Raw genomic sequence first — 15841 nt, forward strand, 5'->3', positions numbered from 1 at the left:
CCTTTGTGCGGCAGAAAATCGGCCAGAGCAGTCGTTGCGAGGGTCTTAGGCGAATGGCCGGCATCTCCACACTTGAGGGTATTCGCTTGAGAAGCCATTTTTGCTCATCGAATTACCCCGGCCTCCCCAACGAATGGATTCATAATTGATATGCGATCAGGGCTAACTCTCTCAGCAACCCAAATACCCTCGGCAACGGGTACTTCATCATGGCTTTGATCGATCGCAAGAACAAGAGGCACCCCCTTCCTCGCCCCCACGGCCATGGCCTCCTCTGCAATATTCGTCAAATGGACCATACGCCGCTGCATCGGAACCAAGCCGTCATGGACGATCCTATCTAGGGCAGACCAGCTAGAACCATGAAACAGTGAGGTCGGTGTACCAACTTTGATGCCAGCATCAATGACAACATCTAACGAGTGACCATAGAGCGCCCTGATGCGGCCATCTCGAATCTCGAATCTTGGCTCACCTGGATACTCTGCGACGGCCAGTAACTGACTTGAATCCACATTGAGTACAAGTGCTAGCTTATCCATCGACGCGAACCCAGCTTTATCGATCTGAATATCGTTTGAAGGTCCATGATGACGGAGTTGGTATGCCATTGCTTTACTTAGTCTCCGATGGTCAGGGCCTGGGGCTGATTCATTTGTATCTAGCTGTTCGATCCGTGAAAGCGCATGCATTAGGTCCCGAGCTAAGCCTTTGATTGAGTCATCACCGCACTCAACCAGTAGTCCGCAAAGTTCGCGCGCATGGCGGCGTAATTGCTTACCGGCCTCCCTTTCAGTACCTAGCCGCAATGCTCGGGTAAGGGCAAACCAACCATATGCAGCGGCCACATCAGAGCTACTAATTTCTTCACCCATGTTTTCTATATAGCGCTTAATTATTGCTAAGCGTCTGTGCCACCCATCTGGATTCGCTTGAATCAGGGCGTCATCTTCAATCAGTTGCGCAACGTCATAGCCAATCGGTATAAAATCGACTGACTCTAGATCAATGGCTATGATGCGTCCTGCTGAGTCCACTAGCCAATTGGATGCATGACCATCCCGCTTTCTTACCAACGGAAGCTTGCTGGGAAAGATACCGTGTAAAGATTTGACAAAGCGGTCTGCCTGCTCACGCTCGAAGAGGGCTTTCGACCATAACTTAAGGTGGTCCTTTAGCGAACGCCACGCTGATTTTCCGGCAGGAGGCTCACCTGCAACACGATGAAAGACGGCGAGAAGGTCAACAATTGAGTCAAGTACTTCTGATACCTCCTCCCCACGGAGTTCGCTTACCAAACGTCCAGCAGCTCGTTGAGAGACATGTACCCATTGCCGTTCATCGTCAGCGGGAACCTTTACGATCGCAAGCGAGCGTGGCACTTCAAACCGATGTGCGTTGCCCTGCCGTGTGATTTCCTCCCGCAGTGCACTGAGCATAGATGCTTCGTGGTCAGCCTTTCCTCTGGTAGTACGCTTAAACACAAATGTCTCTGATAAAAAACCCCTGGCGTCAGCAACAGCAAAAACCTCATTGCGTCCGCCAAGATTTGATCGTGCGTAGTCTGCTGACTTTAAAGCAAGTGATGCCGCATCTTGCCAACTGTCATCTGTAGATGAAGTATTATTGTTGCTTCCAACAAGGTAGTCGCGCACTCGCGCAAGACCGATTCGTGGAAGCGGCCAAGTCGAATGCAATGTGGCCAGCTCATCAAATATCAACTGAGCTTGTTGTGCCAACTCTTGATTTCCAGTTCGCTTCGCCACTGATAACGCAGCCGCTCCAGCCTCCCATTGAACATGGCGGTTCCAAGAGGATTTCGTTGCGAGCCAACTCGTGGCCTCAACGTAGTTAGAAAGATTGCTTGCATCAAGCAATTCCGGAGGCCCATCAATCATCTGCCGCAAGAACCGAGCACTCAACACTGCCGCAGGTACCGATCCACGATTGATTCGCAAATTTTCGAGTTCATCAATTACTCGTCTTATAGTTACCCAAAGGGTAGTAGATGGCTTCGTCGCCATTGAAGCGAGCAAACCTCTCGGGATACCCATTGAACGAGCAGACATAACGAGCCGTCCCTGCTTGGCCTCCGCTACTAGCGTAGACAATACGCTGCGCCGGGACTCTTCAACACCGCTCTTTGGACGAAACAGTACGAGTCTTCTCTCAGCGGCTTTAAGGTAGCGCCTGGAGTCTCTGGGCCCGGACTCTGAGATCTGTGCAAGCCGAAATCGGGCCTCTGCCTCGGCGAGCTCAGACCCCTCTGCAATTTTCTGATTCTCCGACAGAAGTTCTAGTGCCTCCCGCAGTAGCTGGGCATCACCAGTTTGATCGAACTGTAAAACCAGAAGCTCAAGTCGATAGATAAGTGTCTCGGGTTTCAGGTTTCCCAGCGTCATTGATTCTTTGGAATATAACAGAGCTCTTGAGACGGCTTCAGGCGATACGTTGACCCAACGGCCAATCATTGCAACTGCAGTTGCGTATTTACCAGTAGCTAGTCGCCTAGTGGGGCCCGTAAGTAGTTGGCTTTCGATGGAGAACCGGAATTCTGAGAGTGCTGCTTGGAATCGAGCAATGGCCACGTCAATCTCATCACCAGCAAAACTCTGTTTAGCCCCCTCGTGCAAAGCATCTGCTGCTCGGAACGCAAGATTTGCTAACGTTTTGGAGAACTCAAGTCCGACTGCCGCCAATGAACTTCCCGTATTGGCAGGATTTCGGCGCATGTGTTCAAGTATTAGGAGTAGTACTGGCGCTGAGAGTTGAGCGGACTCCTTGAGCACCTTGCGCCACATCTCAGCTGCGATCACGTGACCATCCTGATGAGTCAGAGACTCCAGTTGCGATGACCACTCAGATTCGGTGAGCCATTTGATAGAGGGCTCTGATCCAAGGTATGCCAGCGAGTGAAAACTCTCAGTCAATTCAGGTGTCCATACTTGTAGCGCACAGGAGATTTCATCAGTTCGTGCCATAGCCTGCCATTTCTTCCAGATCGAGAAATTTCAACCCACTCATCATAGCGTATTCAATTGAGATGAATCGCCCTACGTTTATTAGATACTTCTGTGTCCGCTTCTAATCGGTAAGCGGGCACCGTCCATTTGCTAGTTGAACGTCTGCTTTGGCCGAACTACTGACTCGACACCCTGCCTTCACGCAGGGTGTTTTTATTTTTAGGTAGTGGTAGAGCACAGAGAACTAGGACTGGACCACCCTCCTCTATCACAGGAAAAGGTAGCAGTAAGGAAGCGTTAGATTTTTGCGCACCGGTGCCAAAACAAGCGCAAATAGTAACAAAAACCCTGAAAATCGGCGGTGACAATTAATGTGCAAATGAGTGCCAAAACTGCCGCAAAGTTACACAGACTCGACACCTTACCTTCACGCAAGGTGTTTTCATTTTCAGGTAGTGGTAGAACACAGAGAAGTAAGGCTGGGCACCCTGCTCCATCACAGCAAAAGGAAGCAGTAAGGAAGCGTTATATTTTTGAGCGCCGGTGACAAAATAAGCGCAAATAGTGCCAAAAACCCTGCAAATTGGCGGTGACAATAAAAGTGCAAACGAGTGCCAAAACTGCCGCAAAGTTACACATTCGGCATGACCTCCAGGTACATGCCTTTTTCGTCGCTGAGGCGTAGGGGCTTGCCGTCCTCGCGTGGCTTGGCGTTCTTGCAGGCGGTGGCGGTCAGGGGCATAGGGGGCATCTTTCAGGGGCTTGGGGGCATCGACTTGTGCCCCCGTTGCTTATGCCCCCTTTTATGCCCCCTGAGGTGGGGGCATGTCAAGACACGTCATGACACGGTAAAAAGCCATAAAAAAACCCCGAGAGGCTTATTTCTCGGGGTTCTTGGCACACCATGACACGGTGTGAAATGCTAATTTGGTGGAGGCGGCGGGAATCGAACCCGCGTCCGAAAGTCCTCTACGGTGAGATCTACATACTTAGTCGTGTCATTTGGATTTAACCTCCACCACGCCGACGGACAGGCTGGGCTTTGGCGAGTTACCTTGAGTTTCGCACGGTGCCAAGTAACCCGGCACAGCACTAGCAGATGTAGAGTGACACTACAGGGTTTTGACGCCCCCGGCCCATCTGCGAACCGTTGTAGTGTCTAGCCGGCCGTTAGGCTGCTAGAGCGTAAGTTTCGTCGTTTGCGACTAAAAAAATTCAGCTTTTTACGGGGTGACTGAAATCCCGGTATGCCCTCATCCGCTTCGCAACCCCCGTCGAAACCAGAGTCGCCCCCAGATAAGACTGACAAGTATACAGTGAAACACCCGTGGCGACTAGTCTGGCTGCCGCAGCAAAATCAGCCGGCAGCATGCCGGGCAATGGCCGGGGGGCTTAACGCTTGAAGGCCAGCACCACTACCCCGCCAGCCACCATGGCGATACCCAGCCATTCGCGCGGGGCCGGGCGCTCACCGAGGAAGATCACGGCAAACACCGCCACCAGCACCAGGCTCAGCTTGTCGACCGGGGCCACTTTCGAGGCATCACCCATTTGCAGGGCGCGGAAATAGCAGGCCCAGGACAGGCCGGTGGCAATGCCGGACAGGCCGAGAAACAGCCAGGTCTTGCCTGATAGCTGCAGCGGGTTGCTCCACTTGCCGCCAAGCCAGACAAATAGCGACAGCACCACGCTGATGATGCCGGTACGAATCAGCGTGGCCAGGTCGGAATCCACGCCGCGGATGCCTATCTTGGCAAAAATCGCGGTCAGTGCGGCGAATACCGCCGACAACAAGGCCCAGAACAACCAGCTGGCCGTTCCCATCATGATTTTCTCCCTTTCATTGAAACCGAAGCTATCCGGCCAGCGCCGACCGGCCTAAAATGGCCGCTCAAACATTATTGCTTCGGCTGCCGCCATGTCTCAATCCAAAACGATACTTCTGTTTACCCTGCTGCTGGCGCTGGCCTTGCTGGCCGGGCACCGCCAGGAAAACAAGCCGGCCAGCGCGGGGCAGACCAGGCTGATCAAGAACATCATCCGCATTCTGTAAATGCTGAACACGTATGGCAGGCCAGGCAACGGCCATTTGCCCGCCGCGATAAACATCAAGGACAGACCATGATTTCTGCCTCAACCCTGTTGCTGTTCATGGCAACCGTGCTGCTACTGTTTTTGTCGCCGGGGCCGAATATGGCGTTTGTGCTGTCGTACTCCACCACCATGGGCCGCTCCGGCGGGCTGGCAGCGGCGCTGGGCATTGCCGTGGCGGACATGGTGTTCACCATCCTCACCGCCAGCGGCATTACCGCCATGCTGGCAGGCTGGCCGCCGATGTTCGACCTGCTGCGGCTGGGCGGGGCTGCGTATCTGCTATGGCTGGCGTGGAAATCCTGGCGAGCCGGCGGCATGCTGGCCCTGCTGGGCGGTGAGCGCCGCAGTCACCGTCAGGTGGTACGCATGGCGATGTTGAACAGCCTGCTCAACCCCAAGGCGCTACTGTTTTTCATGGTATTCCTGCCGCAGTTCGTCAATATCGCCCACGGCCACGTAGCACAGCAGGTATTGCTGCTGGGGCTGGTGCTGGCGGTGACCGGGCTGGCTTTCAATGCGCTACTGGCACAGTTCAGCGGGGCATTGGGGCGCTATTTGCAGACACAGCCGCGCTTTGCACTGTGGCAAGGCCGGGCGCTGACCCTGGTCTTTCTCGGACTGGCCGCCCGACTGCTGCTGTTGCAACGTCCGGGTCAGCCCTGAGCGGTCGCGCCGCTGTCCGCCGCGGCGTACCAGCGGCTGGCCGCCGTGTCGTCGTCCAGCGCCTGCAATACAGCGGCGCTCAACTCTTGCACCACACCATCCAGCCCGCGCTGGCGATAGCCCAATGCCGTGCCGCGCTGCAAGGCTTCTGCCGCCAGGGTGATGGACAGATCCTGCGGCAGTTGTGCTGCCGCGCTCAGGCAGGCCTCGGCAGAAAAGGAATGCGCCTTGCGGCAGCTGGCCGGCCGCCACGGATAGATGCTGCACAGCGCATCCTGCAAAAACGCACAAGCTGGCCGCTGGGCAGCACCTTGCGCCAGCAAGGCTTGTTGCTGCTGCAGGGCCTGCCGCAACTGCGCAAGACGGTCAGCCGGGCCGCTGCGTAGCTGCTGGGCAATCAGCAAGGCTTCTGCCGGCACCACTTCCACCCGCAGGCTGCAACAACTGGTGCAGCGCGCCTGGCAGGCCACCGGCTCGCCACGCAATGCGGCCTGCGCCATGGTTTGATCGATGCCACGATGCAGATTGCCGACAAACGCGACGGCATACGCGACGCCGGGATTGGCCTGCAGCGCTGCCGTTACCCGCGCACCCACCCGCTCTATCGAAGCCTGCAAGGCAGCGGCTTCGCCTGCGTGCAGCATAGCCATCCTCCCTATCGTTTCAGTCATTCCAGTCGGAGACCAGGGCTGATTATAGCCGCTAGCGGGCCAGCCGGATCGTGACAGTCCATCGTGTGCGCAGCGACAAAACCAACGCATGTTTCAATTAGTTGATCATGATCATACCGACTGCAAGGAGGCCATTCTGCCTGACACCGGCAGGGTTAAAATAATGCCAATGACAAATCAACATACAACAAGCCATGACGGAAACCGACATTATCCGGCTGATACGGGATATCGATTCTGCCGCCGAGCGGGCCATCCTGGCCGAACTGGCGCTGCTGCTGGGTTCCAGCCACCTGGGTAGCCAGCTGAAACTGGACGACCTGCAAGCCCTGAGCCATCCGGCACGCAGCGTTTTCAACCAGCTGTGCGAACTGGTTGGCGCGCAGGCCCAGCAGCCTTTCAGTGCCGCTACCACGGGCGCCCTGCTGGCCATCCTCACCACCACCCATCAGTCCTGATGACACGCTTAAGCCTGGCTTAAGCCGCCCCGATAATAATCCGCACGGGGAATAAGCCCCTTCTGGAGATCAATCATGGTATCGGGTATCGGCAATATCGGTAGTACCGCGCCTTCCCAGCCCTTGCGCCCCGTCAGCCAGCCACTGGCCCAGCGCGGCAGCGATAGCGATGGCGACAATGACGGCAGCAAGCCTGGTGTGGCAGAAAGCAAAAACCGCCCGGTTTCCGCCACTATCGGCAATACCATCAACACCACGGCCTGAGATTCCTGCGGAATCCCCGCCACACCCAGCCCGCTTAGGCGGGCTTTTTTTGTCTGTCCCAGCCATGAACGCATGAAAAAACCAGCCCGTATGGTGTGCTCATCTGCTATATTTTGATTATGTACATTTTCAAAATAACCCGCCATGTCTGATATCACCCTGTGCGGCCGTATCGCGCCCAGCCCGCCCTGCAGCCTGCCGCTGGCCGGCATGGGCATCCGCGCCGGCTTCCCCTCGCCAGCCGACGACTACCTCGACAGCAGCATCGACCTCAATGGCTACCTGATGAGCGACCCTGACGCCTGCTTCGTGGTACGGGTACAGGGCGATTCGATGAGCGGCGCCGGCATCATGGAGGGCGACCTGCTGATTGTCGACAAGGGCCGCCCGGCACTGCATGGCGATATCGTGGTGGCCGTGGTGGATGGCGACTTCACCGTCAAGCGCCTGCACCGCCGCCATGGCCGGCTGGCTTTGCTGCCGGAAAATCCGGCTTACCCGGTACTGGTGCCCCAGAGCGAGCAGGAATTGCTGATCTGGGGCGTGGTCTGCGGCTGCGTGCGCCGTTACTGATGAGCCGCTTTGCCCTGGTGGATGGCAACAGCTTCTATACCAGCTGTGAGCGGGTATTCCGGCCCGACCTGATCGGCAAGCCCATCATCGTGCTGTCGAATAACGATGGCTGCGTGGTGGCGCGCTCGGCCGAGGCCAAGGCCATCGGCATTCCGGCCTTTCTGCCCTACTACCAGGTGCGGAGCTTGTGCCGCAAGCACCGGGTGGCGGTGTTTTCCAGCAATTACACCCTGTATGGCGACATGTCGCGCCGCATGATGAATATCCTGGCGCGCTTTGCACCGCAGCAGGACATTTACAGTATTGATGAATGCTTTCTGGACCTGAGCGGCATGGCCACTCCACTGGCCCATGGCCGGCATATCCGTCAGACCCTGCTGGACAAGCTGGGCCTGCCCAGCTGCGTGGGCATTGGCCCCAGCAAGACACTGGCCAAGCTGGCCAACCATGTGGCCAAGCAACAAGCACACTGGCAAGGCGTGTTCGACTGGGCCGATCTGACACCGGCCGAGGCAGAAGGCCTGCTGGCCAGCATGGATGTGCGCGAAGTATGGGGTGTGGGGCGGCGACTGGCAGAAAAACTGCACCAGCTGCGCATCCGCAGCGCGCTGGATCTGCAAAGAGCTGACGCCCGCCAGCTCAAGCGCAATTTCAACGTGGTGCTGGAACGCACGGTGGCCGAGCTCAACGGCGTATCCTGCCTGGCGCTGGATGATGTCGCCAGCAGCAAGCAGCACATCATTTCCAGCCGTAGCTTCAGCCGCCAGGTCAGCAGTCTGCCACCGCTATCGGCCAGCATCGCCCATCACATTGCACGTGCGGCAGAAAAGCTGCGCGCCCAGGGCAGTACCGCGGCGATGATAGGCGTCAGCATCCAGACCAACGCTTTTGGCAGCGCCACCCCCTATCACGGCTATACCTGCATTCCGCTGCTGCAGCCCAGCGACGACACACTCAGCCTGAACCAGGCGGCCCAGGCCGGGCTGCGCCAGCTGTTCCAGCCCGGTCTGCGTTATCACAAGGCCGGGGTGGTGTTGATGGAAATCGGTGACAAGGCCATCCAGCAACAGGATATGTTCGCCCCTGCGCCAGACCCGCGCCGCGCCCGGCTGATGTCCACCATCGACCAGCTCAACCGCCGACTGGGCAAAGGCAGCATCCGGCTGGCCGTCGAGGATATCAGCCAGGATTGGCAGATGCGCCAGGCCATGCGCTCACCCTGCTACAGCACAGATCCGCAGCAGGCGATCATGGCCAACCGGCAAGCACACACCAGCGCACCCACCGGCTATCGCCTGTACTGGCCACGCCGCCAGCCCGATAGTGGCAATGAATAAGCCCAAGGCTTAGCGCGGCTGGCCCACACCATCACGCAGGGCCGGCCAGGCCAGGGTCAGCAGCAGGCCGCGCATGGCCATCAACACCAGCAAGGCCGCCCAGATGCCATGATTGCCAAAGCCGCGCTGCAACAGCCACAAGGCCGGCACATAGGCCGCAAAACTCTGCAACATGCCGTTGCGCAATACTCGCGTCTGCATCGCCCCCATGAACACGCCATCCCAGAAAAAGGCCCAGATACACACCGGCGGCAACACAACCAGCCAGGGCCAGAAGGCCGCCGCCATATGCTGCAATTGCACATCCGGCGTCATCAGCGGCAGGTAAAACAAGCCAAGCACCGCCATGGCCAGCGCCAGCATGCTGCTCCAGCCCAGCGACAGCCAGCCACAACGCCGCACCACCAGCACCAGCCCTGAACGCGAGCCCGCTCCAATGGCCCGTGCGCCATATACCTCGGCCGCCACGGCAAATCCATCCAGCAGGCTGACGCACACCATGAAGGCCTGCAGCAACAGCTGATTGGCCGCCAGCGTCAGCGTCCCCAGCTGCGCCCCGCTGCGCGTCATCAGGGCAAATGACACCGTCAGCAGCAAGGTCCGCACCATGATGTCCAGGTTGGCAGCAAACAGCTGCCGCCACGGCGCCATGCCCCCCAGGCGGTGCCAGGCGGCACGCCACTGCGGCCACGGCACCTGCCTCAGCATCACCCACCCCGCCAGCAGGCTGGCGGCGGCTTCACTGATGGCGGTCGCCCAGCCGGCACCGGACACGCCCCAGCCCAGCCCGGATACAAAGCTGATGGCCAGCGCCGCATTCAGGACATTCATCAGCACTTGCAGCAGCATGACCTGGCGGGAATGCCCCAGCCCCAGCAGCCAGGCAAACTGGGCATAAGCCAGCAAGGTAAACGGGGCCGACCAGATACGGGCATCAAAATACTGCCGGGCCAGCCCGGCCACCTCGGTCGGTGGGGCCAGCAGGCGCAAGGCCAGCCAGGCAATCGGCTGCTGCAGCAACAGCAAGCCCACACCACCCAGCATGGCCGCCAGCATGGGACGCAAGCCGGCCAGCACCACGGCCTCCCGCCCCTGCCCACCTGCCGCCTGGGCCACCAGCCCGGTCGTGGTAAAGCGCAGGAAACTGAAGCACCAGTACACCACATTGAAAATACTGCCACCCACCGCCACCGCGGCCAGCGCCACCGGATGACCCAGCCGGGCCAGCACGGCGGTATCCACCAGTCCCATCAAGGGCGTAGCCAGTGCGGCCAGCATCACCGGCACGGCAAAGGCGATCAATTGCCGCCAAGAAGGTGCAGCAAGGGGAGCAGCAGCATCAGACATGAGAAAAGCGGACAGGCGGGAAAACAGCATGGTAACAGAGCGCCACCCACATCGCGGAGGGCGGCAGCGCCAGAGTAGAAATGAAAAAGCACCCGCGCGGGGTGCTTTTTCATCAACGGAGTGCTGCGGCAGACTCAGGCCTTTTTCACGAACTCCGACTTCAGGCTCATGGCGCCGATGCCGTCGATCTTGCAATCGATATCATGGTCACCGTCCACCAGCCGGATATTTTTAACCTTGGTCCCCACCTTGACCACCAGCGACGAGCCCTTGACCTTGAGATCCTTGATCACCGTCACCGTGTCGCCATCCTGCAGCAGGTTGCCATTGGAATCACGCACTTCGCGCCCTTGCTCCTCACCAGCGGCATCGGACTGGGCCGACCACTCGTGGGCACATTCCGGGCAAACCAGCATGGCACCGTCTTCGTAGGTGAATTGGGAACCGCACTGGGGACAATTGGGCAAACCGCTCATGCTATACCTTGCTCGCTAACAAAAGAATCAAATCCATCGACCGCAGCCGATGGCGCAAAGGCGGTATTGTACGCCAGCACGCCGGCAAGATCACCCACTGCGCTCATGGTCTGGCCACTACCGGCCTAGCGCGGCTTCTGCCGACTGAACGCCCACCAACCGGCCAGAAAGGTAAAACTGGCAACCAGCAGCACCAGCACCCAGAAGCCATGCGGATGATTGGCCAGCGGCACACCGCCTACATTCATGCCGAAAAAACCGGCCACGATATTGATGGGCAGTGCCAGCACCGTCACCATCGTCAGGGTGAACAAGGTGCGGTTGGTCTGCTCGTTCAGCTTGGCGGCCAGCTCTTCCTGCAGCAGCTTGATGCGTTCCACCAGGGAGGCCAGGTCGTTCAGTACCAGCGAAAACTCCTCGGTCGATTCGCGCAGGGCCTGCACGTCGTGCTCGGCCAGCCAGACGGGCGGACGGTTCAGCAGACGGAACAAGGCGCCGGGTTCTGGCGCCAGCAATCGCTGCATGCGCACCAGGGTGCGGCGCATGCCGGACAGCTCGGCACGGTGATCCTGCAAATGCTCGGCCAGGAAACGATCTTCGATGTGGTCCACCTTGCGCGCAGACTCGCGCACGATGCCGGCCATCACATCAGCCTGATCCTGCATCAGATGAAACAGCAAGGAGCGGGCCGAGAGAAATACTTCACCGCTTTTCACCGCCGCCCGCAGCCTGTCCACCGAACGCAAGGGGCGCACGCGCGCGGTGACCAGCAAGCGCGAACCGGCAGCCACCCACAGTGTGGCGACATCGGAGGTCACCACACCAAAACCCAGTGCCACATCATTGATTACCGCCAGCAACATGCCACCCGAGGGTTCGATGCGGGTGGAGCTGCTGCCCGCATGCAGCAGTTCAAAGAAATCATCCGGCAGCGGCATCTTTGCCCGGAGCCAGCGCTCGCAAGCCGCATGCGCCAGATTGAAATGCAGCCAGACAAAACCATCATCTGGCGTTGGCTGCTGCAAAAAGCGTACTGCCTCTTCCGATGCAATGGGCTGACCCGCCTGCCCGGGCAGAAAGAGAAAGCCACTGATCAGTCCGACCTGATCCGCACCATACATTCCCTCGGCAATCGATACGCTCATGCAATACACCTTCCCGCAATACTGCCAGCCCAGCACTGGCCGGCATCAGCAAACACGTTTAATTAGCGCAGGATAACACTCCGCTTGGGCCCATTTTACCCGAGGCAGATGACAATTCTGACCTGGCGCGGGCAGAAAAATACCAGCGTACTCAGCTACTGAGTAGGCGGCTGATACGGCCCATCAGTGCTCAAGAAAATTCTCGATAAACAAGAAGAAACAAGAGCAATTTTAATAGGAAGATATCCCTTATTTGCCGCGATGGGAGTTCATAGACTGGCTCGTGTCCTCTTGTGGACACCACCAACCCACCCAAGTCTTTTACTCAGGAAAACCATCATGAAACTGATTGCATGGACTGTAGCTGGAGTACTGCTGGCCGGTCCCGCCCTTGCCAACAAACTGCACCAGCAATCCCCGACTGCCAGTGAAGTAAAAGCCTGGAAAGAAGATCAAGACAAGATCAAAAAGCAAGACGCGCACAAAAAACAGCAGCACAAGAAAAAGTCGGCATCGGGCGCCAAGCACCAGGTGAAGGAAACCGTAGGCGGACACGAACACAACAAGTAAGCCCCTGTCAGCATCCGCCTGGCGGGTGCTGACTCTTCCCCGCCGGTCACCACCAGCGCCCTCATTCACGTCCCCACTCTCATATTTGATCAAATAATTTGGCAAGCGCGGCTTGCCTGCGCTAGAATCAGCTGGCATGTGCAAAATATTAAACGAAAAGTTTAACGAAATGCCACAAACCAGCTACCCCGAATCCTACTACGCCGCCTCTGCCAATCCGGTGCCTGCGCGCCCGGCCCTGCAAGGCGAAATCGAAACCGACGTCTGCATTATCGGTGCCGGCTACACCGGCCTGTCCACTGCACTCTTCCTGCTGGAAAATGGCTTCAAGGTCACCGTGCTGGAGGCCGCCAGGGTTGGCTTTGGCGCATCCGGTCGCAATGGTGGCCAGATCGTCAACAGCTACAGCCGCGACATCGATGTGATCGAACGCACCGTGGGCAGCAAGCAAGCCAAACTGCTGGGTGACATGGCCTTCGAAGGTGGCCGCATCATCCGCGAGCGGGTAGCCCGCTACGGCATCGACTGTGCCCTGAAAGACGGCGGCGTGTTTGCCGCGCTGAGCGAAAAGCAGATGGGCCATCTGCGATCACAAAAAGCCTTGTGGGAGCGTTATGGCCACCGCCAGTTGCAAATGCTGGGCAAGGATGACATGCGCGGCATCGTGGCTACCGACAGCTATGTGGGCGGCATGCTGGACATGAGCGGCGGTCACATCCATCCGCTGAACCTGGCACTGGGCGAAGCCGCTGCGGTGGAGTCGCTGGGCGGCGTGATTTACGAGCAATCGCCGGCACTGAGCATCGAACGAGGCCAGCAACCCGTGGTAACCACGCCGCAAGGTCGGGTCAAGGCGAAATTCCTGGTAGTGGCCGGCAATGCCTACCTGGGCAACCTGCTGCCGGAACTGGCTGCCAAATCCATGCCTTGCGGCACCCAGGTGATCACCACCGAGCCGCTGGGCGACGAACTGGCTGCCAGCCTGCTACCGCAAGACTATTGCGTGGAAGACTGCAATTACCTGCTCGACTACTACCGCCTGAGCCAGGACAAGCGGCTGATTTTCGGCGGTGGCGTGGTGTACGGCGCACGTGACCCAGCCAATATCGAGGCCATCATCCGCCCGAAAATGCTGAAGGTCTTCCCGCAACTGGCCAAGGTAAAGATCGATTACGCCTGGACCGGCAACTTCCTGCTGACGCTGTCGCGCTTGCCGCAGGTGGGTCGCATTGGCGACAACATCTATTACTCGCAGGGCTGCAGCGGCCATGGCGTCACCTACACCCATCTGGCGGGCAAGATCATGGCCGAGGCACTGCGCGGCCAGGCCGAGCGCTTCGACGCCTTTGCCACCTTGCCGCACTACCCCTTCCCGGGTGGCGAACTGATGCGCGTGCCCTTCACCGCCATGGGTGCCTGGTATTATTCGCTGCGCGACAAACTGGGTATCTGAGTTTCCATGCGGTCAGCCACCTGCCGACCACACATCGCCTGACAGCAAGGGCCGGCCTCACCCCCGGCCCTTTTCTCATCTTGCCACCCCCGCCCCTCTTTAACTGAGCAAACAGCGCCGATCCGGCCGCCACCCTTACGCCTCTTTACCTTGTTTGCAAAAACCAACATTTTTTGACCTGTCCTGCCCATCCTGCCCAAGGTTCTGTCGGGGATAATCGTGACCACAGCCATGAGTCCGTCATACCGTCACCCACAAGGCAAGCATAGACAAGATGAGCAGCGCATCGATCACCACCTCGGCAGGTCCGCTCGACGTACAGAACATTGTCAGTCAGTTGATGACGGTGGAAAAACAGCCACTTGCCACCAGCCAGAGCAAACTGAGCAGTTTCAACAGCAAGCTCAGCGACATCGGCCAGGTCAGCTCTGCCATTTCCGGCCTGCAAACGGCCGTGAGCGGCCTATCCTCTGGCGCCTTCCTGCACACCATCAAGACCAGCAGCTCGGATGCCACCGTCGCCACGGTGGAGAGCAATGGCAGTGGCGCTGCCGGCAACTATCTGCTGGATGTGCAAGAACTGGCCAAGCCGCGCCAGCTGGTATTCGACACCACCGCAGACGGGCAGGCCATCACCAGCACCAGCAGTGCGCTGGCTGACGTGCCGGACTCGCTCACCTTCGAGGTAGGCGGCAGCAGCACAACCGTGCAGCTACGCGATGCAGCCAGTACCGCAGTGTCGGACAGCACCGGCACCACCGGTACGGCAACAGCCGTGACCACGCCGGCCAGCGTCAGCCTGCAGAACATCGCCGACAAGATCAATGGTGCCAATGCCAGCGTCAACGCCTCCATCGTGCAATACAAGGGGAGCTATTCGCTGGTGATTGCGTCAGCACAATCCGGTTCGGACAATGCCTTCAGCGTAACGGCAGGCGGCAGCGACAGCAGCCTGGAGAGCAGCAGCACCAATACGCTGGCAGGCCTGCAACAAAGCGATAACGCCATCAGCGAATCCAACGATGCCAGCGACGCCGCACTCACTGTCAACGGCGTGTATGTTTCCTCCAGCAGCAATACCGTCAGCGATGTGATCAGCGGAGCCAGCATCAGCCTGCAAAAAACGGGCGAAGCCACGATCAGCCTGGCACAAGACAGCAGCAGCATTGCCAGCAAACTGCAGGGTTTTGTCGACGCCTACAACAAGGTGCAAGGTGCAATCAATACCGCATCGGCCGGCAACATGAAAGGCGATGCCGCACTCAACTCCATCCGCAACCAGCTCAGTGCCGTACTGCAAACGCCGGTCAGCGGTGCCGACCCGCTCACTTCCTATGCCTATTTATCCCAGGTGGGCATTGCCATCCAGAAAGACGGCACCCTGTCACTGGACCAGACCGCCTTCAACAAGGCGCTGAGCAGTCAGCCCGCTGCGGTAGCCAATCTGTTCGGCAACAGCAGCAATACCGGCTTTGCCGACCGCTTCAACACCACCATCAACAATCTGCTGGGGCCGGCAGGAATCATCGTGACCAAACAAAATGACCTGAACCAGAATGTGACGGATGAAACCAACCACCAGTCACAATTGCAAACCAAGATGAGTGACAAGCAAGCCAATTATCTGCACCAATACACCACGCTGAATACCACGCTGTCCAAGATGCAGCAATCCACCAGCAATTTGTCCGGGCTACTGAAGTCATCCGGCAATTAGCACAACTACGGATAGCCCCGAGGCAAGGCGTAACGCCGCCGCAGGGATTTTGTTGGCAGCGCCTGGCAGACCAGGCTGGCCACCCCGTCAATCGTGACGCTTTGTGACAG

Annotated in this window: 16 protein-coding genes and 1 other RNA gene; 9 read left to right on the forward strand and 8 right to left on the reverse strand. The window is 58.4% G+C overall.

The genetic code is table 11. From position 1 onward, the window contains the following. Positions 1-104: 104 nt before the first annotated feature. The 4 genes from EAY64_RS06185 to EAY64_RS06200 all read right to left on the reverse strand — a co-directional run bounded on the left by EAY64_RS06185 (position 105) and on the right by EAY64_RS06200 (position 4787). Positions 105-2981, reverse strand: a complete 2877-nt coding sequence (locus tag EAY64_RS06185) for an RNA 2'-phosphotransferase (protein WP_103523912.1) — start codon at positions 2979-2981, stop codon at positions 105-107. A 613-nt stretch (positions 2982-3594) separates the two neighbouring features. Continuing rightward, positions 3595-3714 (reverse strand): Arm DNA-binding domain-containing protein, encoded by a 120-nt coding sequence (locus tag EAY64_RS20510; protein WP_147456193.1) that lies wholly within the window; start codon positions 3712-3714, stop codon positions 3595-3597. A 177-nt stretch (positions 3715-3891) separates the two neighbouring features. Further along, positions 3892-4257, reverse strand: a transfer-messenger RNA (tmRNA) gene (gene ssrA, locus EAY64_RS06195). Positions 4258-4355: 98 nt separating this feature from the next. Beyond that, positions 4356-4787, reverse strand: a complete 432-nt coding sequence (locus tag EAY64_RS06200; protein WP_199104939.1) for an EamA family transporter — start codon at positions 4785-4787, stop codon at positions 4356-4358. Between the two features lie 94 nt (positions 4788-4881). On the opposite strand from EAY64_RS06200, the gene EAY64_RS20775 reads away from it, so the two are divergent. Both EAY64_RS20775 and EAY64_RS06205 read left to right on the forward strand, forming a co-directional pair. Then, on the forward strand, positions 4882-5016 hold the full coding sequence (locus tag EAY64_RS20775) for a hypothetical protein (RefSeq protein ID WP_255424533.1): 135 nt from the start codon (positions 4882-4884) through the stop codon (positions 5014-5016). 68 nt (positions 5017-5084) lie between these two features. After that, positions 5085-5720 (forward strand): LysE family translocator, encoded by a 636-nt coding sequence (locus EAY64_RS06205; protein WP_059285629.1) that lies wholly within the window; start codon positions 5085-5087, stop codon positions 5718-5720. Here the strand turns inward: EAY64_RS06205 and EAY64_RS06210 are convergent. Then, the gene (locus EAY64_RS06210) at positions 5711-6370 is read right to left on the reverse strand and encodes a YkgJ family cysteine cluster protein (protein ID WP_158604622.1); all 660 of its coding nucleotides are present in this window, start codon (positions 6368-6370) and stop codon (positions 5711-5713) included. The two genes, EAY64_RS06205 and EAY64_RS06210, sit on opposite strands and share 10 nt — an antisense overlap. Positions 6371-6585: 215 nt before the next feature. Here EAY64_RS06210 and EAY64_RS06215 point away from each other — a divergent pair, with 215 nt between their 5' ends. From EAY64_RS06215 to EAY64_RS06230, 4 genes are all read left to right on the forward strand, one after another. Then, the gene (locus EAY64_RS06215) at positions 6586-6849 is read left to right on the forward strand and encodes a hypothetical protein (protein ID WP_103523915.1); all 264 of its coding nucleotides are present in this window, start codon (positions 6586-6588) and stop codon (positions 6847-6849) included. Between the two features lie 75 nt (positions 6850-6924). After that, positions 6925-7113 (forward strand): hypothetical protein, encoded by a 189-nt coding sequence (locus tag EAY64_RS06220; RefSeq protein WP_103523916.1) that lies wholly within the window; start codon positions 6925-6927, stop codon positions 7111-7113. 144 nt (positions 7114-7257) lie between these two features. Continuing rightward, positions 7258-7686, forward strand: a complete 429-nt coding sequence (locus tag EAY64_RS06225) for a LexA family protein (protein WP_103523917.1) — start codon at positions 7258-7260, stop codon at positions 7684-7686. Further along, complete coding sequence (locus tag EAY64_RS06230) at positions 7686-9023, forward strand: Y-family DNA polymerase (RefSeq protein ID WP_103523918.1); 1338 nt, start codon at positions 7686-7688, stop codon at positions 9021-9023. The genes EAY64_RS06225 and EAY64_RS06230 overlap by 1 nt, the downstream gene beginning before the upstream one ends. Positions 9024-9032: 9 nt before the next feature. Here EAY64_RS06230 and EAY64_RS06235 read toward each other — a convergent pair whose 3' ends face one another. From EAY64_RS06235 to EAY64_RS06245, 3 genes are all read right to left on the reverse strand, one after another. Further along, entirely contained in the window at positions 9033-10400 is a 1368-nt protein-coding gene (locus tag EAY64_RS06235; protein WP_103523919.1) for an MATE family efflux transporter, read from the reverse strand. A 104-nt stretch (positions 10401-10504) separates the two neighbouring features. Next, complete coding sequence (locus EAY64_RS06240; RefSeq protein WP_103523920.1) at positions 10505-10846, reverse strand: zinc ribbon domain-containing protein YjdM; 342 nt, start codon at positions 10844-10846, stop codon at positions 10505-10507. Between the two features lie 125 nt (positions 10847-10971). After that, complete coding sequence (locus tag EAY64_RS06245) at positions 10972-11991, reverse strand: transporter (protein WP_103523921.1); 1020 nt, start codon at positions 11989-11991, stop codon at positions 10972-10974. Between the two features lie 339 nt (positions 11992-12330). On the opposite strand from EAY64_RS06245, the gene EAY64_RS06250 reads away from it, so the two are divergent. From EAY64_RS06250 to fliD, 3 genes are all read left to right on the forward strand, one after another. Continuing rightward, positions 12331-12561 (forward strand): hypothetical protein, encoded by a 231-nt coding sequence (locus tag EAY64_RS06250; protein ID WP_103523922.1) that lies wholly within the window; start codon positions 12331-12333, stop codon positions 12559-12561. Between the two features lie 169 nt (positions 12562-12730). Next, a complete protein-coding gene (locus EAY64_RS06255; protein ID WP_103523923.1) occupies positions 12731-14014 on the forward strand; it encodes an NAD(P)/FAD-dependent oxidoreductase in 1284 nt (427 codons plus the stop codon). 274 nt (positions 14015-14288) lie between these two features. Beyond that, the gene (gene fliD, locus EAY64_RS06260) at positions 14289-15731 is read left to right on the forward strand and encodes a flagellar filament capping protein FliD (protein ID WP_103523924.1); all 1443 of its coding nucleotides are present in this window, start codon (positions 14289-14291) and stop codon (positions 15729-15731) included. The last annotated feature ends 110 nt before the right edge of the window (positions 15732-15841 follow it).

It is taken from the genome of Aquitalea palustris, assembly GCF_003693445.1.
Lineage (GTDB): Bacteria > Pseudomonadota > Gammaproteobacteria > Burkholderiales > Chromobacteriaceae > Aquitalea > Aquitalea palustris.